This window comes from Candidatus Baltobacteraceae bacterium, from assembly GCA_036488875.1.
In the GTDB taxonomy this organism is placed as follows: domain Bacteria; phylum Vulcanimicrobiota; class Vulcanimicrobiia; order Vulcanimicrobiales; family Vulcanimicrobiaceae; genus JAFAHZ01.
In genome coordinates this window covers 505354-527750 of sequence record DASXGW010000001.1, presented here as the reverse complement: position 1 = coordinate 527750, position 22397 = coordinate 505354, and the positions used below count along the sequence as shown (strand labels likewise).

The window sequence follows — 22397 nt, the reverse complement described above, 5'->3', positions numbered from 1 at the left end:
AAGATCCCAGACGGCTGTCGATAGAGGAGCCAGCTTTTTCATTATGCCTTGTACGGCCACGAATCCGAACCTGACGGCTCGGGAACAAGCGCACCACCTGTACGAAGCGATACCGCCCGGTCTCTTCCGGGTCGAAGACGAAACCGAACGTATCGCGTGGCGCGTCAGCCCCGAGCCGTTTGCATTATCCGCTAAGCAAGTCGCCGGCATCGAGCTGCTGGGAACCGATCTCCTCGCCTTCTACCGCGCTCTCAACGGCTTGTACAACCGCAGCGCACGTGGCACCGCACCCGCCTTCATTGCCGAATATCTCGATCGCGGTAAGCCCGAACAGATCGTTAAGCTCGCGCGGCAGAACCGATTCAAAAGCGACGTACCGGGCGTCATTCGACCCGACTTGATTCTTACGGAAAATGGTTTCGCGGCTACCGAACTCGATAGCGTTCCCGGCGGTATGGGTTTCGTCGGCGCAACGGCCGAAGCGTACTGTCAACTCGGAATTGAAAGCATCGGCGGCCTCGACGGCATCCCCAACGGCTTTGCCGAGACGATGCGTTACGTAACCGGCATACAAAAGCCGACCGTCGCCATCGTCGTCTCGGAAGAGTCGCGCGACTATCGTCCGGAGATGGACTGGCTCGCCGGCGCGCTGCGCCGCTTGGGACTGGCCGACGCGTGGCTGCGCACGCCGCAAGAGATCTTCTTCACCGAAGACGGTTTGTTCATCCGGCACGAGGACGGGCGGGAAGAAAAGCTCGACGCGCTTTACCGCAACTTCGAGCTCTTCGATCTCCTCAACGTCCCCAAGCAAGAGTTGATGCTCTACGCCGCGCGCCATAATCGCGTGCGAATCGTGCCGACTCCCAAAGCGAACTTGGAAGAGAAGTTATCGTTTGCGCTCTTCCATCACCACGCGCTCGTAAAACTCTGGCAAGGCGAGTTGGGCAGGGACCGCTTCGAGCGGCTAAAGGCCGTCTTCCCGCGCACCTGGGTCATGGATCCGCGGCCGCTGCCGCCGCAAGCGGTCATCGCCGGCCTCGAAGCCGGCGGCGAGCAGATCTCCGATTTCCGTAAGCTCGTCGATCTCGGCAAGAGCGAGCGCGATTACGTCGTGAAGCCGTCGGGCTTCTCGGAGCTCGCGTGGGGTTCGCGCGGCGTGAAGATCGCCAACGATCTCACCAAAGAAGAATGGGCGGCGACGATCGACACTGCATTGTCGTCGTTCGACAAGACGCCGTATATTCTTCAGCGCTTCCATAAAGGTAAGCGCGTTCGCCAGCAATACCTGGATCGTGCCAGCGACGAAATCCGTACCTTCGACGGCCGCGTCCGGCTCTGTCCATACTTCTTCGTTACCGGCGAAGAGACGGTCACCCTTGGCGGCATCCTCGCTACAATTGCTCCGGCAGATAAGCGCTTGATCCACGGCATGACCGACGCCGTCATGACGAGCTGCGTGCTCAAAGCCGCCGACCCCCCATAAAAAGGCGGCGACCTGAAGACGCGAACGTCGCCAGGCCGCTGAGCCCCTCCCAGTACTCGAGCCGCTTCTTGCACTCGAGATCTTTGTACCTAGGGCGTCTGCCTAGTACTCCATGTAGAACGTAACGGGCGGTAACTGGTGCGCGTTGTAGTACGGCTTTCCTATCTCGACCCAAATCACTTCGTGCGAGCGCAAGCCCATGTTCGTCCACTGCTCTCCGGCAAACGGATGATACTGAGTCACGTTTGTCTGCCCCAATGCCGCGGGCATGCCGACGTACACGCGAATCTTGCCTTTGAACGGACCGAAGCTCCGCTTATCGTGAGGCACGCCCCACACGTCTAGGACGTTTTTTAACTTGAAGACGACGCTCGTCAGCGGGTGCGGCTGCGCCACTTCAAGATGAACGATGCCCGACGAGTCGTGCGTGTGAATCTCGTAGAAGCACTGTGCCGTGTTGACATAGCCGTTGACCGGTGCGCCGGGATGCACCATGCCGATCGCCGTCGGAAGGGCGACGAGCTGACCGTGGTTGACGATCCCCACGAATACGTGGACGTGGTAGCCGTTGCCCATCGCGGGCAAGCATGGAATCTTATCGATCGGGGATCCGTGTCCGCCGGTAGCCGTGTCGCCCTCGGGCGGGGTGAACTTGTCGGGGACTCCGTCGACCTTGCCCGGGGACGTATCGATCGGGGCCAGCGGGCCGATCGCGGGCGCAAATTCGAGCGACCCACCCGAAGTCGAGCCGCCCGGGGTCGCCGGCACGCTCGTACCGGTACCATTGCACGATGCCAGCGCGAACGCGAACGCCAGCGAAATCCGGCCAAACGGGAAATGCGATTTTCTCATAGAGACCCCCGAGCCGCAGCTTGCCTCCAGACTACTGCCGGTTTCGGCAGTGACGTAGGGGCATTGCGCCGACGACTTATAGGGCTAAACGCCCAATATGACCGCGCCTACGACTCGCGGAGGCGGACGTCGGTAAACGTCCGGCGGCGCAGCGCCTCGCGCATGCCGTCGATGATCTCGTTGCGGCGAGCGTTTTTGCTGAATACGGCCGTTGCGCCGGCGAGGTGGCAAGCCTTCGCCCATTGCGTGCTGCGCTCGCTGGTGTAGACGCAGATGATGCCGTTTGGCACCAGCGTGCGCAACAGGTTCACGAGCCGCAGCGGCTCTTCGCTGACGTAGTCGGCATCGACGAAGACGACGTCCGGCTGTGCCTCGAGCAAGCAGTGCAGATCGACGTCGCTCGAGACCGCCAACAGCGCCAAGCCGATGTCGGTAAATACCTCTTCGAGCGTAGGCACGAACAGCGCCTGCGCTTCGATGAGGTGGACCGATAGGCTCCGCGCGAAGGCGGCCGGTCGCGTTTCTCTCAAGTTCGTCGACTTCGTTGTTGTCATCTAGCCTACGCAGTGATCATTGTTTCTTCGGTCGGCTCGAGCTCGGTGCCGGCCCGCAGTTCGTACGCTTCGTAGTCCTCCTTACGAGGAACGACGCGGTTGAGTACGTAGCCCAGGATGTTGCGCACGCCGACTTGCTGCATGCGGCGCAACGCCTGTTTGGCGGCACGGAGATCGGTCTGATTCGCCGACAACACGATCACGGTGCCGTCGGCTTTGCGCGCCACGACCGCGGAGTCGACGTTTACCGACAGCGCGGTACCGTCGATGACGACGCAGCGGTAACGTTCCTGCGCTTCGCGCAAGAACTCGTCCATACGACCCGACTCGAGGAGTTTGATCGGATTGGGCGTGGGCGTTCCCGAAGTGAGTAAGTCTAGGCCGGGATAGCGCGTGCCCTGCACGACGTCTTCGAGCTGCGACCGTCCGACCAAAATATCGGAAAGGCCACGCTCGTTCTTCATACGGAGCTTGTGGTGTAGCGACGCGCGCCGCAAATCTGCGTCGACGAGCAGGACGCGCGGCTCCAGCTCGCCCATCGCGATCGCGACGTTCAGCGCGACCGTCGATTTGCCGTCGCCTTGCGTCGGACTCGTGACCACGACGGTCGAGAGCGGCCGGTCGGTCGCGTACTTCATCGACGTCACGAGCTGCAGGAATGCTTCGATCGACATCGTGCGCACCCACGGAAGCTCGGGAGTTCCGTTACGCATCTTCACCAGCGGGATCGCCGCCAGCGACGGCAGCGCGAGCTCCTCCTCCACGTCGCGGTCGTCTTTGATCGTGTTATCGAGATAGTCGATGACGAAGGCACCCAAGATCGCAAGGATCGCGCCGAGTCCGACGCCCAGCAGGAGGTTCACGATCAGGTGCGGCTTGACGTCGGCAAAGCGCGGATCGGCCGGCTGAGTGATCGTCACGTCGCTCAAGGCGGTATCGCGGGCGATTTGGGCGTTGTTGAACTTTCCTTCCAGCGCCGTGTAGACGTCCTCTGCCGACTTGGCTTGGCGTTGCAGGTTCGCCAGCGTCGCCGTTTGCGCCGGAAGATTTGCCAGCTGCGGGTTCATCTGCTGCTGCTGCATCTTCAACGCGCCCAACTGAGCGTTGTCGGAAGCGATTTGCGTGGCGTATTGTTCGGCCTGCTGCTGGATCTGCTGATAGACGGGGTTGGGAACCGTATTCGTGTTCGCAACGATGGTCGCTTGCTGTTGGGCGATCTCCCGCTTGATCTGCGCTTCCTGGTTGCGCAACGCGATGACGGTTGGATGCTTTTCGGTATATTGCTGAAGGGCGGTCTGCAGTTGCACGTCGGTTTGTGACAACTGCGATTGCAACTGCCCGAGCACCGGATTTTGGGCCACCGTTTCTCCGCCGGTAACCGTCGCCGGCGTGCTCTTGAGCTGCGCTTGCGCGCTGCTGAGCTCGGCTTGCGCTTGCTGACGATCGGCCTGCGTCTGGCCGACCTTCGCGTCGAGGGCCGCCAGCGACGCAATCAGCGTTTGGGTCTGCGTGCTGATGTCGGCGATATGATGCTGCGCCTCAAACGAGGCCAGCGCCGTTTGCGCGTCGTTCATTGCCTTTTGCGCTTGCGGAAGCTGCTGATTGAGAAACGTTATCGCGTTGTCGGCTTGGGCCGCGACCAGTTGGCGCTGGCGATCGACGACGACGTTTCCGAAGGCATTAGCGATTTGCGCCGAGGTATTTGCATCGCGCCACGTTACGGAAAGTCCGATGATAGCCGTGTTGACGACCGGCTTGACGTCGACTTTGTTGAGCAGGTCGCGCGGCGACGTTTTCAATCCGAGCTCGGCGATGACTTGCTGTGCGACCGGGATCTCTTGGAACAGCTCGACGTAGGTTTCGGTGCTCTGCATTCCCGTTGCGATGAGCAGCGCGTTGAGGACCGGCACTTCCGTATCGGACGAACTATTTCCGGACCCCGCAAAACCCGTCGTCCCCGGATTCCCGGCGATGAGCTTCACGGTCGTCGTATACGTCTTGGGGAGCACGAGCGTCAAGATGAGGACGAGTGCGACGAAGCCGGCAAAGATCGCCAGCATCGGACGAATGCGGCGCAAAAATACTCTGCCCATTCCGCCCAAGTCGCTTTGCTGTTCCGGTTGAGTCGTGGCCGCGTAGGGCGTCATGCCGCCGCCCGCGGTTGGAATCTGAATCACGAAACTGTTCTCTCGCTTTCCTTATGGAATGATCCGGGTGAGCAGGTAGAGCAGCCCCGTGCCGAAGTCGGTGCGGTGCTGGTATGCCTCGGGAACGTAGACTTGATCGCCCTTTTGCAGCTTCGGATCGGCCGAGATGTCGCCGTTTTTTAGCGCGTCGTACAAGTTGATCTCGCGCGTGGTCTGTTTGCCGTCGGGTTCGGTGTGAATCAAGCGGATGTGATTGAGATCGGAATGCGCGTTCGTACTGTCGCCGGCTTTTGCGATTGCCGCAGAGAGATGATCGCCTTCGTTGACTTGAATCTCGCCGGGACGATCGACCGCTCCGCTCACATCGACGTTCATTTGAATGGGGCCGGGGACATAAACGACGTCGCCTTCCTCAAGGGTCATATCGAGCGAGGTTTGACCGTTCTGCAACAGGCCTTGCAGCGAGACGTTCGTAACCCGCCCGTCGGCGTCGGCAACGCGCGCGTCGGGGAACGCGCCGTTGGTGTTGGCGAGACCGCCCGCCGCCGCTATCGCGTCGGTCAGTCGTCCGTCCGACGGAAGATTGTACTTACCGGGAGTCTTGACGTCGCCCAAGACGAGCACGTCCGGTTGCGCGAGCTGCGTGATCGAAACGGTCACGACCGGATGACGCACGAACTCGTGAAAGTGCGAAGCGAGGACGTCCGCCGCTTGGTTCGGCGTCTTTCCGCCGAGCTTCACCTTTCCGATAAGCGGATAATCCACGGTGCCGTCGGAGAGTACCATCGTACTCTGCGTCAGACTCTGATCGCCGAACACCTGAACGCTCAGCTGGTCGCCGGGATGAATGATCGTCCGGCGACTGCTGATCGCAGTGTTCGAAGCGTGCACCGGGGCCACCGCGCCCGGTAAGGGCGAGGGGGTGACCGAGGCACCGGGCGAGGGACTCTCGCTCGGATATGTTTGAGCGCCTGCTCCGGAGGAGGCGCAGACCGCCGCCAGCACGGCGACGGCGATGACGGGAATAATGTTGCGCGTGCGCATGCTACCATCCTAAAGCGGATGGCGACCGACCGCGAACGTCCGGCGGCCGGTAGACCTTAGTGCAGGAGTCCTGACTCTGCCGGGAAGGTTGGGCCACGCACCCTCTGGCGCTTGTCTGGTACAACCGCAGTATGAACGCGAGTCGTGCACGTGGCGGCGCGCTTGTCGCCGCCTTGTTGGTTCTCGTTGCCGTGATCGCGTCACCAGGGCTGCGCTCGGCGGCGAGGCGCGTCGCATACCGATTAGGCGTTCTCTCGCCTCCGCGAGCGATCGCCGCCGGCCAGCCGCTCGGCACGCTGCACCTGACGACACTCGACGGCTCGATCCAAGCTATTCGCGTGCAGCCGGGCCGCCGCTTGCTGATCAATATCTTCGCGACGTGGTGCGTGCCGTGCCAAGACGAAACTCCCTTCCTTACATCGGTCGCGCCGCGGTTACGCCGCGAGGGCATCGACATCGTCGGGGTCGATCAGGCCGAGCCGGCGCAAAGCGTGGCTCGCTTCGTGCAATCGTTCGGCGTTGCGTATCCCACCTACGTCGATCCCAATCGATGGAGCCCTCTGTCGCTCGACGCTCGAGTCATTCCAACGACGATTCTGGTCGGCTCCGATAACGTCGTGAAAACGATTCACGTCGGCCCCTTAGATGAGAACGAGCTCGTCGCATTGACGAGGCGGCATCAATGACCCCGACCCGGCGCGCGATCGTCGTCGGATTCGATTACCACGCCAAATACTTGGCGCGGGTGCTCAACGAGCATTCGACGCATTGGCAGATTCGCGCGTTTCCGAGCACGCGGCGCGGCGTTCTTGCGGCGCTGTGGGCGTTGCGCAAATCCGACGTGCTCATCTCGTTCGGCGGTCCGGGACCCAGCGTCGCGTTAGCCGAGGCCGCGCACGCGTTCGGCATTCCGATCGTCGTCGTGTGGGCGGGAAGCGACGTCACCATCGCCGCGCAAAACCCGTTCGACCTTGCCATCACCAAACGCCACGGTTACGACAACGTCGCGGTCGCGCCATGGCTCGTCCAAGAGTTGGGCGAGATCGGCATCGACGCGCAAACGCTCGCGGTCGGCGCCGTCGAAGCCGCCGAGGACGTCGCGCCGCTTCCCGAAGTCTTTCGCGTGCTCACATATCTGCCCGAGCCCCGTCGCGAGTTCTACGGTGAAAAGCCCGTCTACGATCTTGCTCGGCGCATGCCCGACGTCCAGTTCACCGTGCTCGGCCCCGGTGGGATCGACCGCAGTGCGCCCGACAACGTCAGCTTCGCCGGACACGTCGACGACGTTCCATGCCGTATCGACGCTTCAAGCGCGTTGTTACGCCTGACCAATCACGACGGTGCGTCCGTGCTGGTACTCGAGGCCCTCGCGCGCGGAAGGCACGTCGTCTGGACGCACGAGTATCCGGGCGTTCGCGTCGCGCACGACGCCGATCAGGCCTACACCGCATTATCGGAGCTCTACGAGGCGCACCGCAACGGTACGCTCGAGACCAATCAAGCCGGGATCGACTTCGTACGCGCCAACTTCGCGCCCCAGGATATCGCGAGAAACTTCGAAGCGCATCTCGACGCACTCGTCGACGGACGCCCCGCTTACCGCAACGGCCAGCGCAAGCGCAAGGTGGCGATCTCCGGATTGGGACTGTTTTCGGCCGAGGTCGCCAAGCACGTGGAGCGACTGCGCAGCGACTGGAAGCCCTCCATTCTCAGCACGAACTCGCGGCTCGAGGTGTTCGCTTCCCTCCTTACGCTGTTTCGATCCGACGTCTGGTACTCGATCGGCAGTCCGGTGACCGACCGGTGGGTGTACTTGTTCGCACGGCTTCTGCGCAAACCGCGCGTCATTCATTGGGTAGGTTCGGACATCGAATACTTCCGCAACACCAAAACGCTGCACAAGCAGCTCAGGAACGCCGCCATCAAACATCTCACCGAGGTCACCTGGACCGCCGACGAACTCCGGGATCTGGGCCTATCGTCCGAGATCGTGCCGCTTCCTCTGCGTCACTACTCCGGCTCGATAAAACCCCTGCCGGAGCGCTTTACGATTTTGCTCTATTTACCGAAAACTCGTCCTGAGTTTTACGGCAAGCGTGAATACGAACGGATGCTGCGGCATTTTGCCTCATCGGACATCCGCGTATTCGTAGTCGGGGGCGCCCGGCTGGACGTCCCGCACGACGTAGAGGTGCATAACTTGGGCTGGCGCGACGATCTGCGCGCGATCTTTGAAGAGGTGACCGTTTTGATCCGCTTGACGCCCCGCGACGGGCTGTCGCTCATGGTTCTGGAGGCACTGTCGTTCGGGCGTTACGTGATGTGGTCGAAGCCGTTTCCTCATGCAATGCAGATCCGTTCGCGGCGCGACTTGGTCGATTCGCTGCAAGTGCTGCTCGATCGCCATCAAGGCGGAACGCTCGAGCCTCAGCGTGAGGCGGCGGAGATGATTCGCGAGCGGTACTCGTCGGAACTGGCTGTCGATAAGATTCTGGCAGCGTGGGAAAGCGTGCGATGATCGAGCCGATCGCTTTAACGGAATGGGCCGAATTCGATGCGCGACACCCCGCGCCGACGTTTTTCGCGCGCCCCGCGTGGGCGTCGGCTCTGGCGTATGCGTACCCGCATCTTCGCCCGCATCCGGTACGCGTCGACGTCGGAGACGTTCGCATACTCGTGCCGTTGATGCAGACGTCCGGCGGTCGCTTAGGCTGGCGCGAGCTCGTGGGAATGCCGCTCGGTACGTACACGTGCGGACTGCGCGACGATGGAACGCTCGCCTCGGTTCGCGAATTCGACGCGGCGGTCGCCGCGATTGCACGCACGTGTGACGCGCTAACGCTCATCCCCTGGCCGCTCGGACCGACGCCGTGCGGTTTCACCACGCGCCGTACGACGCACGAGACCGCGGTGATCGACGTTTCGAACGGCGCCGAAGAAGCACTCAGCGGCGTCGCCGGCGTCAGCCGGCGCATGGCGGGCCAGGCCGCGAGGCGCGGCGTTAACTGCGCCCCGCTGCGCTCGGCATTGGGAGTTACGACGTACTACAGCATGCTGCGCGAGGCCGCCGAACGCTGGGGGCTGGCAAAGCCGCCGTTCCCTCAAGAGTTGCTCGAGGGTCTCGTCGCCTACGGCGGTGACGACGTCGAAATCTGGTTTGCCCAGTGCGACAACCACCCCATTGCCGGCGGGGTGATCGTGTTCGGTTCTGCTGAGTTGTTCTTCTGGAGCGCCGCCATGCGTCAGACGTTCGCGCATTTGCGCCCGAGCAATGCGCTCAACGTGACCCTCATCGAAGCGGCGGCGGAGCGCAACCTGCATTGGTACAACCTCGGCGCGAGCGAAGGTCTACCGGGAGTCGAGCGCTTCAAGCGCGGACTCGGAGCTCGAACCGTGCCGTACTCGCAGCTGCATTACCAGAGCCTTCGTTTCAACGCGTACACGCGACTGCGAACGTCGCTGCGACTGGATCGCAGTCAGCCGCCGCAACCGCAACGAGGAGGAAGCATATGATGGTCCACGCTACGATTCGCGAAGAGATCTCAAAAGGAAGGATCAGCGCCACACGTCGCGTTCCCGAGCATCTGCGCCCGGTTTGGTCGGTCGCATTCCTCTTCGTCGATGTAATGGCCGTGCTGGCGGCCTGTTACGCAGCAGGCCTTCCGTCGAGTATCGGGCCGGCGGCCTGCATCGTCGTGTGCGGTGCGCTCGCCCTGTGCCGAACCTATCAGTTCTCGTACGCGGTGCGCTGGTACGACGAGGCGTATCAGATCGCCGTCGCCGCATTGGTGGCGTTCGTGCCGCTATGGTTCCTCTTTCAATACGTCGCCGGACTTTCCGCGCTGACGGCGGTCGGCGTGATCGTCCTCGCCGCGATCTTCTTGTCGGTCGTTCACGCGACGCTGCACCTCGCGCGTCACGGTTCCGAGGACGTCGCCGAAGCGCAAGCGGCCTACGTCTCGCCGGAAGCGCAATGGCGAGTCGGGCACGGGCCGTATAAGGCGTGGAAGCGCGGTTTCGACGTCACGCTCGCGGCGGCCGGTCTCGTCGTTGCCTCGCCCCTGATGCTGTTGATCGCGGTCTGCATCGGGATCGAGTCGGGGTTCCCGATCCTATTCCGGCAGGAGCGCGTCGGCCGCAACGGCGCTACCTTCGTCATGTACAAGTTCCGAACGATGTGGCAAGACGCAGGTCAGCAGTGGGCGCGGCCGGGCGACCGCCGCATTACGAACATTGGTGCGATTTTGCGCAGAACGAGTCTCGACGAACTTCCGCAGCTCTTTAACGTCTTGGTCGGCGATATGTCGCTGGTCGGCCCGCGTCCGGAGATGCCCGCATTCGCCCGAGATTTCCGGCGAACCGTTCCACACTACGATAGCCGCCACATCGTCACGCCGGGATTGACCGGCTGGGCACAGGTTTACGCCAAGCGCAATCTCCAGCCCGACGACATGCCCAAGATCCTTCCGTACGATCTCTTCTATATCGAGCACGCATCGCCGGCGTTAGACGCGATCGTCATTATCAAGACCGCCGCGGAGTTTTTGTTGCATCGTGCAGTTTAGGGCAAGAGACCTCGTTCACGACGGTCTTTTCACGTTCGTCATCCAATCGCTGACCATTGTCGGGTCGCTCGCCGTGGGCGTTCTGACGGCGCGCGTTCTCGGGCCGGCGGGAAAGGGCGTTTATGCGATGCCGGTCGTGCAAGCCGGCCTCGTAGCCTCGTTGTTTTCCGGCCTCTCTTCGGCCGCGTCGTACTACCTTCTCAACGAGAAGGCCGGACGCCGAATCGTGGCACCTTTGACCGTCCTCACGCTATGTTTCGTCGCGATCAGCGCCGTGGCGGTCGCAATCATCGCGTGGCTCGGTAATGCCCTCTGGGCGGCACCGGCGGCGATCGCGTCGCTGCCGGCCGCGGCAGCCATCTTTGCCGTGCGCGGATACGTAACCGGAATCAAAAAGGTCCGGTACGTCAGCACGATCTCGGTGTCGACGGTACTAGCGACGCTCGCATTCACCGTCGCCGGCTTTCTGGCCATCTCGCACAGTCCCGCGATCGCGATCGTCGCTTGGGTGGCTTCGACGACGATCGTCGGGGCCGTCGCGTGGATCGCTATGCTCGTTCACTCCAGAACGTTGGAAAACGGGTCGCCGATTCGCCTTTCCGACTTCACGCGATTTTCGGTTAAGGGGGGTGCGACGGCTTTGGTGTCGCTCTTGAACTATCGCGCCGACCTCTACATCGTTGCGATCATGCTGCCGGTAGCCGACCTCGGACTGTACAGCGTCGCCACGTCGGCCCCGCAAGCGTTGCTCTTTCCCGCTCAAGTTGCGTCAATCGTAGCGTCACCGCACATCGGCGGCCTCGATAAACGCGCGGCCGCGAACTTGACGGCGCGCTGCGTGCGCCATAGCTTACTCGTTTCCGTCGTCATATGCATGGTAGTTTTTGCCATCGCTCCAATCGTCATTAAGCTATTCTACGGCGCACCGTTTCTGCCGCTCGTACCGTCCTTGCGCGTGATGCTCATCGGCGTCATAGCCTTGGCGGCCGCCGGACCGATTTCGAGCTACTATACGCTCAAACTCGCCAAGCCCGAGATTCCACTCGTCGTGGCCGGCATTTCGGCGGTTATATGCATCGCCGGAACCGTTATTTTGATACCGCATTTCGGAATCGTGGGAGCGGCGAGCGCGTCGAGCGGCGCGTACGTGATCACGCAGATCTTGAGTCTCTGGTATTTTCGGCGAGCGACCGGAATTGGGCTTCGATCGATGCTCGTTCCGACGGCCGTCGACCTTCGATCGTACGTAGAGATCGCTTTCGGTCTTTTCCGAGACTGCACGCGTTTGTTGCGACGCACCGCAGGGGTTAATGGGTAAGGATCGGTTGTGATGCACGTAAACGTCGCGCGCCGAAGCTTAGGACCGATTGCCGGCGGCCTTGCCGTTGCACTCGGCGGAGCGGTCGCCGCGCTCGCAGTGAGCGCATTGGCCGGAACGAAAACCGGGTTCGTTTTGGCTCTAATGGCGATCGGCGGACCGATCATCTTTTATTTGATCGTCGTCGCCCCGCTCATATTCCCGTTCGGAGTTTACGTAGGCCTCGTCCCGTTCGATAATCTGCTAAGCATCAACGCTTTTGGTACGCTCACGAAGGTTCTGGGCGGAGCGGCCGGCGCGGCGCTCATCTTCTATTTGCTGCGCACGAAGAAAGCGGTTCGACCGTCGCCCACGTTGCTGATTTGGGGCGCACTGTACGTGTGGGCGGCCATCACCGCCTTTTGGGCGTACGATCAGACCCTCGTGTTCACCGGGCTGCTCACGTCGACGCTTCTCGTCCTCCTGTACTTAGCTATCAGCATCTTTCCCGCCGATCAAAATGCTTTACGCTGCGTAACGCTGGCCATCATCATCGGCAGCGTGGCGGCTGCGATCTATGGAGCGTATCTCTTCCACAACGGCGTCAACATCTATTACGGCAGCCGACTGCGCATCACGAGCGACACCGGCGCGATCGACCCGAATCACTTTGCCGCGGCGATGCTTCTTCCGATCGCACTGTGCTTGTCGTCACTGCTGCATACGCGCAAGGGCCTCGTCGCCATCGCCAGCATCGCAGCTCTCGCACTCCTCTTCGTCGGCGTCGCACTGAGCGGGTCGCGGGGAGCGGTCGTGGCCATCTTATGCATGCTCGTCTACTTCCTCATACGCGATCGCGCGAAAGTGCGGCTGATTGCCATGGGGGTAGCGACCACCATCATGGCGGCACTATTCAGCGCTAACACCGACCTGTGGAATCGCTTCAGCACCGCGGTGTCGACGGGCGGAAACGGCCGTACGTCGATCTGGCGAGTGGGATTGCAGGCACTAAAATCCCATTGGCTCTTCGGTGCCGGCTATGGCAACTTCCCCAATGCGTACGATCACGCGTTTCTGCAGACGTCGCACCAACTGTGGGGAGCCGCGAACTGGCATCGGGCTTCGCACGATCTCCTCATCGGAACGTCCGTCGAGCTCGGCGTTATCGGTCTGGCTCTTCTGCTCGCGGGCTGGGCCGCGCAGTTCTTCATCTTGCGCGACATCACGCCGAGTGAGCCCGAGTATCCGTTGCGCGTCGCCGGGGAAGCGGCCGTCGTCGGAATCTTCATCGCCGCGCTCTTCTTGGACGTTATGTCGTTCAAATACGTCTGGCTCGCGTTCATGTTTATCGCCATCTTGCGTAACGTCCACCGTAATCGAATCCGAGGTTTGTCCCATGCGTGACGCCTTCTTGCCTTACTGCCGGCCCGACGTCGGCGACGCCGAGATCGAGGCGGTTGCGAGTTCGATGCGCAACGGCTGGCTTACGACCGGGCCCCAGACGGCGGCGTTCGAGCGGGCTTTTGCGCAGGCGAGCGGCGTCCCTTACGCCGTCGCGCTCAATAGTTGCACGGCGGGGATTCACGTCGTTCTCGCGGCGCTCGGCGTCGGTCCGGGCGACGAGGTCGTCATGCCCTCGCTCACCTTCGCTGCGGGGGCGCAATGCACACTGGAGCTTGGCGCTATTCCGGTCTTTTGCGACGTCGAAGCCGATACGTTTTCGGCAAGCGTTCGCACGATCGCGGCCGTCGTCACGCGGCGCACGAAGGTTATCGTCGCGATGCCCTACGGCGGACGGCCACAGAACGTATCGGAGATCGTCGCTTACGCGCGCGAGCGCGGAATCGCGATCATCGAAGACGCAGCGCACGCCGCCGGCATGCTCGATCGCGGCAAGTGGTCCGGCGTATTGAGCGACGCGGCGATTTATAGTTTTTATGCGACCAAGAACCTCGCTACCGGCGAAGGCGGCATGCTCGTCACCCACGACGAGGCGTTGGCCGATCGCGTGCGCCGGCTATCCCTGCACGGCATGAGCCGGGATGCGTGGAAGCGCTACACCGACCGCGGGTCTTGGCGCTACGACATCCTCGAGCCCGGCTACAAGTACAACATCAGCGACCTCGCTTCGAGCATCGGACTCGTCCAACTCGAGCGCCTGCCGGAAATGCAGGCGCGCCGCGACGCGATCGCTCGCCGCTATATGGAACGACTGTCCGGTCTTGCCGGCCTAGGATTCCAACGCGCGTGTGACGACCGTTCCGACCGCCACAGCTGGTGCATGTTCGCCGTTACCCTCGACCCGGAAGCGGGTATCGAGCGCGATACGTTCATCGACGCGATGCGGGAGCAAAATATCGGAACGAGCGTGCATTACATTCCGACGCACCTCTTCACGGCCTACCGCGACCTGCCGCGACGCGAACTGCCCAATACTGAAGTATTGGGAGCCCGCCTCGTTTCGTTGCCCTTGTATCCTACGATGACCGATCGCGACGTGGACGACGTCGTAGACGCCGTACACGCCGTTTACAGCCGAGAACTTAAACCAGTCCCATCTTGATCGCGTGCACCGCTGCCTGAGCGCGCGCGTAGATGTTCAGTTTCGAGAAGATCCGGCTGATGTGATTCTTAACCGTCTTCTCCGACAGGTTCAATCTCGCGCTGATTTCTTTGTTGGAGAGCCCCTCGGCGATCAAACGAATCACTTCGGTTTCCCGAACCGACAGTTCGTCGAGATCCGGACGGCCGTTGGACATGCTGCGTCGACGCAGCAATCCGCCGGCAACGCGCGGATCGACGTAGGTTTCGCCTGCCGCAACCATTTTCACGGCTCGCATGAGTTCGGCGGGCGTGATGTCCTTGATGATGTACCCTTCCGCTCCAGCGGCAAGGCAGCGCTGCATGATCTCGGGCTGCGGGCGCATCGAAAGCACGCATACGCGCGCCTGCGGTACGGATTCGCGACACAGTGTCAGCGCCTCGGTTAGCTCGACGGCGCTGCCGTCGAGATCGAGCAGAATGAGGTCCGGACGCGCTTTGGTCAGCGCGGGGGCTGAGACGCAGTCGGAGTCGCCCACGATTTGGACGTCCGGTTCCAGTGAAAAAACTTGACAAAGTGCTTTCCCAAAAAGCACCTGGCCTTCGATAACGTACAGCCGGATTACGTTGGTGACGGGTGCTATCACGAACGGCCCTTTCCTGGGGTGGGTTTGAGTGTCAGGTGTTACGAGGTGTGCGGGACGACCTAGTAACCACTCAATCCCCAAAAAATTGGGACTTTATAGCATCCGGCGGCAAAAAGACCGGTAGGCAACCGACGATAGTCCTATTCCAAAATTAGGACTATCTCGACCCGCCTAGGCCCTGTCCTAACGCTTACTCGCCTACCGCTCGAGCGTTAACAAATCGGCGTTGCGTTACTTTTTCGCGGGTCATAAATTTACACTGCGCGACCTCCGATTAATCCTTACATGAGATTGTGTAAGAAGAGTCTTAACTTTTCGTACTGCTGCGCTTGCCTACTGGGCATTTCACTACTCGCTGCGTGTAGTGGACACCAGAACGGCTCTGCGTTCGTTCCGTCTGGGAGCATAACGGCAAGCGCTCCAATGCGACACGTCGCCAAGCAGAATGCGACCGCCGGTTCGACGCTCGACGGACAGATCGTGGCGCTCATTACGGGCGGCTTCACGATTCAAATCGTGTCGGGCTGCGGAACGGATACGTCGAAACTGCACATCTATACGAACGCATCCACGACGATGAGCGGGCCGGCGCCGGCCGTCAAGCGTTACGCGGAAATAACGCCGGCGAGCGGAACCTGCAGGACGTCGCTAACGGCTGCCGCCGTCACAATCTCGATGACGATCCCGACCAACTCGACACCCGTTCCCTCTACACCCGCTCCTTCACCGACGTCGTCGCCGACGATAGCGCCGCCCACGCCGGCGCCAAGCGGATCGCCGATTCCATTACAGACGAGCAAGGTTACGCACGTCAGCACGATCGCTAGCCTTTTCACCGGCGGTTTCCTACTCAATCCCACGGGCAGCGCCGGCTACATGCACGTCTACACGAGTTCGTCGACGTCCTATACGACCGGCGCCCCGTCGGTCGGCCTGTACGTGCAAGCAACCGGAACCGGACCGAACACCGGCTTTACGGGCAGCTACGTGACGCTCTATACGAGCGCTCCCTCAAGCGTCACGGTTTCCGGCGCGGTCGTTGCCGCTACGCCCTATGGGTTCACACTTAATGCCGGCTCGAGCTATCCGGCGGTTCCGATCGTCATGAACGGTTTGACCGTGGTTGCGGGGGCCCAACTCACGGCCGGTTCGGTGGTTAAGGTCACCGGAATGGGCGACGCCGGCGCAGCGGTGGTCGCGCAGCAAGTCGTCGTGAGCGCGCCGGTAACGGCTGCAACGCCAACACCCGCGCCCATCGCGCAGAAGCACGTCTTGACCGGAGACTACCTCGGAGCACCCTATGGCACCACGGCGGTAGCGTGGTCGGCAGCGGCACCGTATCTCAACTGGGCTCAGGTGAACTCCCAGAACGCTACGGCCATTTCGGCCGCAGGCATCAAGACGCAGGCGTATTCCGATCCGAATACGACGTCGAATGCGGGCGACAATCTCTTCACGTCCGACGAATCGACCTTCGCCCACGACTGCAGCGGCAACCGAATCTCGTATCCCTACGACAATGTGACGATGTATCAAATGAACGTCGGTTCTGCGTCAATGCAGACGCTTTTTGCGAACTCGGTCGCGCACACGCAAGCGTTGGGACACTTTGACGCAGTGTTTGAAGATAACGCGGGACCCCTCGTGGGGCAGAACGTCCTTCCCTGTAACTACAGCGATGCCCAATGGCTGCAGTACGGGCTAGCGCTCAATCAAGTATCGCCGGCTCCCGTCATCTTCAACGGTCTCTCGAACCTCAACGGCCACGACGTTTCGCTGTCGTTGGGATTGCTTTCGTCGAGCAACACCATGGGCGGCAACTTCGAGCACTGCTACTCCGATACCGCGACGCCGAAGATGGGCGGCTGGCTCTGGCAAGCGACGGAGAACACCGAGATCGACGTCGCCGCTCGGAATAAGCTCTTTGAGTGCATGCTCCGTAACGCAACCGCCGCGTCGTCCTCGACCGACGCCAGAACCTACGCGCTGGCATCGTTTCTGCTGACGTACAATCCGGCCACGAGCATCCTGTGGGAAGAGTTCGCGACGCCGTCCGGCTTGCACGTGGAACCCGAGTCGCAGCTGGTCTTACTAGAACCGAAGGTGGCCGCGCCGGCCAGCGTCGCATCGCTGCAGCAAACGGGCGGCACTTACGGGCGCGAATACGGTCAGTGTTTCTATGCGGGTAAGTTCGTAGGCCCGTGTGCGGTGGTCGTGAATCCCGACGTCGCCTCGAGCCACCCGTTCCCGTACCCGCAATACACCCATACGCTGGTGCTCAGCGGCGGCGGCATCCTCGACGGAGGGACCGTGTCGATGACGGGGGGGCCGCCGCCGGTGTCGTTGCCGGCAAGCGAGGCGGCGATCGTCTTCCCGTAGCGCGGCGCGTTTCTTCTCGGGCCATGCGGGTAACAGCCATGCATGGCCCACCTCGCTTTTATCCTTGCGATCGTTGCGAGCATCTCGCAACGCCACGTCATGACCGGCGATTACTTTGGAGCCCCGTACGGCTCGACGTCGGTGTCGCCCGCGCAAGCAGCGCCGCACCTCACGTGGGCGCAAGTTTCGGTGCGCATCGCCAACGCCGTCGCTGCCGCCGGCATAAAAACACAGTCCTATATCGATCCCTCGTTGACGGTTGCGAATCGCGGCGATCAACTCTACACGCCGGACGAGTCGACGTTTGCGCACGATTGCCTCAACAACCGAATAGCGATTCCCTATGACGCGGTAACGGAATACGTCATGGCCTTGGACCAGCCCAGCATGCAGGCCGTCTTCGAACGCTGGCTGAGGCGAATAACGAGCGTCGCGCACTTCGACGCCGTTTTCGAGGACGACGACGATCTGCCGTCGGAGTATCTCCATTTTCGCTCGCTGCCGTGCCGGTACGACGATGCAGCCTGGATTGCGTCGCTCGAGGCCCTCAATCAGCACTCTCCCGTTCCCCTCATTATCAGTGGGCTCGACGCTGCATACCGGCCGAAAGCATCGCCCATAATCCGATTGGCTTCCAGCGACAAGACACTCGGCTTCAACTTCGAGCATTGCTACTCAAACGATGCGGCTCACCCCAAAACCACCGGGACCATTTGGCAGGCGACCGAGAATAGCGAGCTGCAAGTCACCGCCACGGGAAAGCTCTTTACGTGCATGGCTCGAGACCAAACCACGGCCGAGTCCGCGATCGATGCACGAACCTACCTTTATGCATCGTTTCTGCTGAGCTACGATCCCGCGACGAGCATCATTTGGGAGGAGTTCCAAACACCATCGCATTTTCGCGTCGAGCCTGAATCGCAGCTGGTCGCGCTTGCGCCCGTCGTGCGCGCTCCTTCCGATATTTCCGGCCTGCAAACGCCGGGCGGGACGTACGCGCGGCAATACGCGCGCTGTTACATTGCCGGAACCTACGTTGGAGCGTGCGTTGCGGTGGTGAATCCGACCGATGCGGCGCGGCCGTTCCCATTTCGCGACTACCGTCACACGCTGGTCTTGGCCGGAGGCGGTGTCCTCGACGGCGGCACGATCGCGGCGAACGGGCCGCCGCCCCCAAACGCTCTCGGGCCACGCGCCGCAGTTATCGCCTTTCGATAGCCGTCTGCGAGGTCACGACTGGTATCGGCCGCCAGGGTCCTCGCCGAGATAGTCCGGAGTGCGCGCGAGTCGTCTCGACGAGCCAAGCAGCGCTGTCCAGCCACACGCGCGCCCGCGCACGCACGTCGCGCAGCGCCGCTTCCCAGCGGTTCGCGGTCGCCGCAAACGCGTCCCGACCGGTCATCGCGGCATAGACGCGCAGCTGAGCGATATGTAACTGATGGTACGACATATGCGCGAGGTGACGCGTGTTGGCGTCGCGCACGGCCAGCTGGTAGTACGACCAGCCCGACGCGTCGTAGAGCGGTAGCCATTGAAGCAGCGTTTCGATCGAGCGTTCGTGAAGCGCGTGCAGCTCGGCGTCACCGGCTCCGAGGCGTAGAATGTCCCACAAGCCGAACGCCGCGAACAGATGCCCGTTGAGAATATGACAGGGCTGCGCGCTCGCGACCTCCTCGAAAAAAACGCTTCCCTCGCGAAGGAAGGCGGCGCCGCCGCCGGCGACGTCGAGTTTCAAGGGCTTGAGCGCGTTGATCGCGGCATCGCGATACGCGCTATCGCCCGTTGCGGTGTAGCCGCGAACGAGTGCCGACGCGGCGACGCCCTGGGCCATAGCCGAGAGATATCCGGGCGGCGCGAGGTACTCGGGAGCGGCGGAGGCGTACGTGTACGCACCGTCTTCGCGTTGAACGTCGCGAAGGTACCGAATCTGCGAAACGAACGCTTGCTCGCTGCCGGGAACGCTTCTCAACGAACGCTCGTGCGAATACAATGCGTACTGCGCGACCGTGACGGGGTTTCGTCCCTGAGCGGTGGTCACGACGCCGTCGGCGCCAAAGGAAACCTCCGGCCACGGACGATCGAGTTCCAATCCGCTTGGATAATAGATGTAGTACGGCTGCCCGGGATCGGCCGAAGGCATGCGATAGCGGCGCTTCATCGCCCAGTCCGTGGGAAAGAAACTGCGCAGCAAGCGCACCGGTCGCGGACGCACCGACAGGGGTGTCTTCATTCTCATCATCTTACCGCCGGCAGGCGAGCGGCCCGCATGGCCCAGCTTTCCTGAAGGCGTGGGCCTAGTGCCCTACCGCAACGGTGGCATGCGGGAGTTCCCCAGGTGTGCGTCCGGCGGTTACCGTGTGGATATGCTTCGGACTGTCTTCGTCGGTTACGAAAACCGCCTCAACCGGCTTGTAGCCCACTGGCTGGCTCAACGCACAGACCTTCAGGGATGCGTCTGGATCCCGACGACCACCCAGTGGAAAGGATCCAAACGCGGGCGGCGCGATTTCTTTGCCAAGCGAGTGCGCCGGCGCGGCTTGTTGCGCGCAGTCGACGAAGCGGCCTTCCACTTGCTTTATCATGCAACTGCAGGGCGGTCGCATAACAGCCGGGACGCCAACGCGCTCATCGACGAGTATTGGCGCCAGGTCGGGTTTCACAGTTGGGGGCCCTTCTTGAGCACCGCCAGCGTCAACGATCCGCGCGTGCTGCACTATCTCGACTTGCTCAAGCCCGACGTCATCTTTTCCCACTGCATCCACGAGTACTTCGGTAAGTCGCTCCGCGAGAAAGCAAGCCAGGGAGTTTTCTTGTGGCACGTCGGCGTCATGCCCGAATATAAAGGCTTGTATCCGCCGTTCTGGACGCTGTACAACGGCGATTACGGGAACTTCGGCTACACGCTCTTCCGTTTAAATGATCGAATCGACGAGGGCGAGATTTTTGCCCAGGGCCGCATCGCCAACGTCGACGTTAGACGCGACAACCATCACCTCATCGAACACAAGGCCATCCTCGCGAGCTTACCCGACGTGCAGCGCCTCATCAAAGAACTCGAAGCAGGCACGGCTCGACCGATCGATCGGCAGGGTGCAAAGACCGGCTACTATTCTTATCCCGGACTTACCGATTACGTAAAGCAACGCTTAACGGTCCGCCGCAACGGCGCTTCCCCGCCTCCTCAATTGGCAAGCGAACGCTCGTAAATTCGCCAAAATCTAGGCGCTTTTCGTAACTGAGCGAGCGCCGAAATGCGCGCACTCCAAGCAGCTTTAGTGCCCTCACGGCGGGGCCGAAGACTGTAAAATGCGCTTAACAAAATGCACGCTGACGGCCGTGCTTGCCGTCGGCCTCGCCTCATGTAGCGGAGGCGGTTCTCCGCTCAACCCTGCGACGCCGCAGTACCCTAACGCCCAGCAGCCGATTCTCAATCAAACTGCTACGCCAGCGCGCGGTACCATGCACCCCAACACCAGCTCCACGTACCTGACGCTCACCGGCGACATCACCGGATTGTTCACGGGAGGCTTCGTACTCGACACCGGATCGTCGCAGTGTTACAAACTCCACATCTACACCCATTCGAACACGACGATCAGCGGCGGAAAGCTTGCCGCCGGCGAAAACGCCAAAGTCTACGGTCAAGGTTCTTGCACCGCCCTATCGGCAACCACGATCACTATCGGTAGCGGCAGCAGTACCACGACCGTTCAAAAACATATTTTGACGGCAGACTACCTCGGTAGGCCGTACGGCACGACGTCGGTCTCGTGGACTTCGGCCGCTCCATACCTCACGTGGGCGCAGGCGGGTCCCACCTACGCAAACGCGATCCATGACGCCGGCATAAAGACCGAGTATTACGCCGATCCTAACGTCACGACAAGCGGCGCTCCAATGTTCACCGGCACCGAAGCGGCATTCGCACATAACTGCAGCGGATCGCGGCTCACCTATTCGTACGACGGGCATCAGATGTACATTATGAACATCGGCTCCTCGACGATGCAGTCGCTCTTCAGCACGTACACGGCCGGCGTTGCCGGGACGGCACACTACGACGCCGTCTTCGAAGACAATGCCGGACCTCTTGGGGGTCTGACGGGAGACCCGTGCGGCTACAACGACTCCACCTGGCTGACGTATGGACGTTCGCTCAATCAAGTGTCCCGCGTACCGGTGATCTTTAACGGCCTCTCGGCATTCCACAACGAAGGCATGTCGCTTTCCGTGGGATTACTCAGCTCTGCAAACACCATTGGAGGCAATCTCGAGCACTGCTACAGCGACAACGCCACACCGAAGATGCACACTTGGGTTTGGCAAGCAACGGAGAGCACCGAGCTCTACATAAGCAACTACGGCAAGATCTTCGAATGCATGCTTCGCAACAGCAATACCGCGAGCTCCTCGTACGACGCTCGGATCTACGCGCTCGCATCGTTCTTGCTCACGTATAACCCGGCGCACAGCGTTCTTTGGGAGGAGTTCGCCACGCCGTCGGGCCTGCGCGTGATGCCCGAAACCGAGCTCGTTCCGATGAATCCGACGATCTCACCGTCGAGCCTTTCGAGTCTCAAACTATCGTCCGGCACGTACGCTCGGCAATATGCGAAATGCTACCTGCGAGGATCGTACGTCGGCGCGTGCGCCGTCGTCGTCAACTCGGATACCGTTGCGCACTCGTTCCCGTACACGACGTATCATCACACGCTTACGCTTAGTGGAAACGGCGTACTCGACGGAGGGTCGGTCTACACCACCGGCGGGCCGCCGCCAACGACGCTCCCTGCCATGGAAGCACGGATCGTCTTCCCCTAAACGTCTGGAGCGACTCCAGGCAGTCACCTCGCTCGTCGCCGCCGGCGCTTTGCCGGCGGCGACTGCT

General features: G+C 61.6%; 18 protein-coding genes. 12 read left to right on the top strand and 6 right to left on the bottom strand.

Going from position 1 to position 22397, the window contains the following annotated elements; all coding sequences use genetic code 11:
* The first annotated feature begins 43 nt into the window (after nt 1-43).
* Nucleotides 44-1483, top strand: a complete 1440-nt coding sequence (locus VGG89_02355; GenBank protein ID HEY1975370.1) for a hypothetical protein — start codon at nt 44-46, stop codon at nt 1481-1483.
* A 102-nt stretch (nt 1484-1585) separates the two neighbouring features.
* Here the strand turns inward: VGG89_02355 and VGG89_02350 are convergent, their stop codons facing one another.
* The 4 genes from VGG89_02350 to VGG89_02335 form a co-directional block, all read right to left on the bottom strand.
* Entirely contained in the window at nt 1586-2335 is a 750-nt protein-coding gene (locus tag VGG89_02350) for a hypothetical protein (protein ID HEY1975369.1), read from the bottom strand.
* 107 nt (nt 2336-2442) lie between these two features.
* A complete protein-coding gene (locus VGG89_02345) occupies nt 2443-2865 on the bottom strand; it encodes a hypothetical protein (GenBank protein ID HEY1975368.1) in 423 nt (140 codons plus the stop codon).
* Between the two features lie 29 nt (nt 2866-2894).
* Entirely contained in the window at nt 2895-5066 is a 2172-nt protein-coding gene (locus VGG89_02340; protein HEY1975367.1) for a polysaccharide biosynthesis tyrosine autokinase, read from the bottom strand.
* Nucleotides 5067-5087: 21 nt separating this feature from the next.
* Nucleotides 5088-6080: a polysaccharide biosynthesis/export family protein gene (locus VGG89_02335; protein ID HEY1975366.1), complete on the bottom strand. Its 993-nt coding sequence runs from the start codon at nt 6078-6080 to the stop codon at nt 5088-5090.
* Nucleotides 6081-6211: 131 nt separating this feature from the next.
* Here VGG89_02335 and VGG89_02330 point away from each other — a divergent pair, with 131 nt between their 5' ends.
* From VGG89_02330 to VGG89_02300, 7 genes are read left to right on the top strand one after another with little or no spacing between them, the layout of a single operon-like run.
* Nucleotides 6212-6766 carry a TlpA disulfide reductase family protein gene (locus VGG89_02330; GenBank protein ID HEY1975365.1) on the top strand — a complete coding sequence of 185 codons (555 nt, stop codon included), beginning with the start codon at nt 6212-6214 and terminating at the stop codon, nt 6764-6766.
* Complete coding sequence (locus tag VGG89_02325; protein ID HEY1975364.1) at nt 6763-8598, top strand: hypothetical protein; 1836 nt, start codon at nt 6763-6765, stop codon at nt 8596-8598. Before VGG89_02330 ends, VGG89_02325 begins: the two co-directional genes overlap by 4 nt.
* A complete protein-coding gene (locus VGG89_02320) occupies nt 8580-9593 on the top strand; it encodes a GNAT family N-acetyltransferase (GenBank protein ID HEY1975363.1) in 1014 nt (337 codons plus the stop codon). The genes VGG89_02325 and VGG89_02320 overlap by 19 nt, the downstream gene beginning before the upstream one ends.
* A complete protein-coding gene (locus VGG89_02315) occupies nt 9590-10645 on the top strand; it encodes a sugar transferase (GenBank protein ID HEY1975362.1) in 1056 nt (351 codons plus the stop codon). Before VGG89_02320 ends, VGG89_02315 begins: the two co-directional genes overlap by 4 nt.
* A complete protein-coding gene (locus VGG89_02310) occupies nt 10635-11963 on the top strand; it encodes a polysaccharide biosynthesis C-terminal domain-containing protein (protein ID HEY1975361.1) in 1329 nt (442 codons plus the stop codon). The genes VGG89_02315 and VGG89_02310 overlap by 11 nt, the downstream gene beginning before the upstream one ends.
* A 12-nt stretch (nt 11964-11975) precedes the next feature.
* Nucleotides 11976-13346: an O-antigen ligase family protein gene (locus VGG89_02305; GenBank protein ID HEY1975360.1), complete on the top strand. Its 1371-nt coding sequence runs from the start codon at nt 11976-11978 to the stop codon at nt 13344-13346.
* On the top strand, nt 13339-14505 hold the full coding sequence (locus VGG89_02300) for a DegT/DnrJ/EryC1/StrS aminotransferase family protein (GenBank protein ID HEY1975359.1): 1167 nt from the start codon (nt 13339-13341) through the stop codon (nt 14503-14505). The genes VGG89_02305 and VGG89_02300 overlap by 8 nt, the downstream gene beginning before the upstream one ends.
* Here the strand turns inward: VGG89_02300 and VGG89_02295 are convergent.
* The gene (locus VGG89_02295) at nt 14486-15130 is read right to left on the bottom strand and encodes a response regulator transcription factor (protein HEY1975358.1); all 645 of its coding nucleotides are present in this window, start codon (nt 15128-15130) and stop codon (nt 14486-14488) included. The genes VGG89_02300 and VGG89_02295 overlap by 20 nt on opposite strands.
* A 423-nt stretch (nt 15131-15553) precedes the next feature.
* Here VGG89_02295 and VGG89_02290 point away from each other — a divergent pair, with 423 nt between their 5' ends.
* Nucleotides 15554-17509 carry a putative glycoside hydrolase gene (locus tag VGG89_02290; GenBank protein HEY1975357.1) on the top strand — a complete coding sequence of 652 codons (1956 nt, stop codon included), beginning with the start codon at nt 15554-15556 and terminating at the stop codon, nt 17507-17509.
* Between the two features lie 42 nt (nt 17510-17551).
* A complete protein-coding gene (locus tag VGG89_02285; protein HEY1975356.1) occupies nt 17552-18727 on the top strand; it encodes a hypothetical protein in 1176 nt (391 codons plus the stop codon).
* Here the strand turns inward: VGG89_02285 and VGG89_02280 are convergent.
* A complete protein-coding gene (locus VGG89_02280) occupies nt 18711-19739 on the bottom strand; it encodes a D-glucuronyl C5-epimerase family protein (GenBank protein HEY1975355.1) in 1029 nt (342 codons plus the stop codon). The genes VGG89_02285 and VGG89_02280 overlap by 17 nt on opposite strands.
* Before the next feature lie 133 nt (nt 19740-19872).
* Here VGG89_02280 and VGG89_02275 point away from each other — a divergent pair, with 133 nt between their 5' ends.
* Both VGG89_02275 and VGG89_02270 read left to right on the top strand, forming a co-directional pair.
* Entirely contained in the window at nt 19873-20715 is an 843-nt protein-coding gene (locus tag VGG89_02275) for a formyltransferase family protein (GenBank protein HEY1975354.1), read from the top strand.
* A 100-nt stretch (nt 20716-20815) separates the two neighbouring features.
* The gene (locus VGG89_02270) at nt 20816-22330 is read left to right on the top strand and encodes a hypothetical protein (GenBank protein ID HEY1975353.1); all 1515 of its coding nucleotides are present in this window, start codon (nt 20816-20818) and stop codon (nt 22328-22330) included.
* Nucleotides 22331-22397 lie beyond the last annotated feature (67 nt).

What these genes read in the sequence shown, in the direction of transcription:
- VGG89_02290 (HEY1975357.1), top strand. Translation starts at nt 15,554, where the DNA reads ATGCGACACGTCGCCAAGCAGAATGCGACCGCCGGTTCGACGCTCGAC.
- VGG89_02355 (HEY1975370.1), top strand. Translation starts at nt 44, where the DNA reads ATGCCTTGTACGGCCACGAATCCGAACCTGACGGCTCGGGAACAAGCG.
- VGG89_02350 (HEY1975369.1), bottom strand. Translation starts at nt 2,335, where the DNA reads ATGAGAAAATCGCATTTCCCGTTTGGCCGGATTTCGCTGGCGTTCGCG.
- VGG89_02315 (HEY1975362.1), top strand. Translation starts at nt 9,590, where the DNA reads ATGATGGTCCACGCTACGATTCGCGAAGAGATCTCAAAAGGAAGGATC.
- VGG89_02330 (HEY1975365.1), top strand. Translation starts at nt 6,212, where the DNA reads ATGAACGCGAGTCGTGCACGTGGCGGCGCGCTTGTCGCCGCCTTGTTG.
- VGG89_02285 (HEY1975356.1), top strand. Translation starts at nt 17,552, where the DNA reads ATGGCCCACCTCGCTTTTATCCTTGCGATCGTTGCGAGCATCTCGCAA.
- VGG89_02305 (HEY1975360.1), top strand. Translation starts at nt 11,976, where the DNA reads ATGCACGTAAACGTCGCGCGCCGAAGCTTAGGACCGATTGCCGGCGGC.
- VGG89_02300 (HEY1975359.1), top strand. Translation starts at nt 13,339, where the DNA reads ATGCGTGACGCCTTCTTGCCTTACTGCCGGCCCGACGTCGGCGACGCC.
- VGG89_02335 (HEY1975366.1), bottom strand. Translation starts at nt 6,080, where the DNA reads ATGCGCACGCGCAACATTATTCCCGTCATCGCCGTCGCCGTGCTGGCG.
- VGG89_02325 (HEY1975364.1), top strand. Translation starts at nt 6,763, where the DNA reads ATGACCCCGACCCGGCGCGCGATCGTCGTCGGATTCGATTACCACGCC.
- VGG89_02270 (HEY1975353.1), top strand. Translation starts at nt 20,816, where the DNA reads ATGCGCTTAACAAAATGCACGCTGACGGCCGTGCTTGCCGTCGGCCTC.
- VGG89_02275 (HEY1975354.1), top strand. Translation starts at nt 19,873, where the DNA reads ATGCTTCGGACTGTCTTCGTCGGTTACGAAAACCGCCTCAACCGGCTT.
- VGG89_02280 (HEY1975355.1), bottom strand. Translation starts at nt 19,739, where the DNA reads ATGAAGACACCCCTGTCGGTGCGTCCGCGACCGGTGCGCTTGCTGCGC.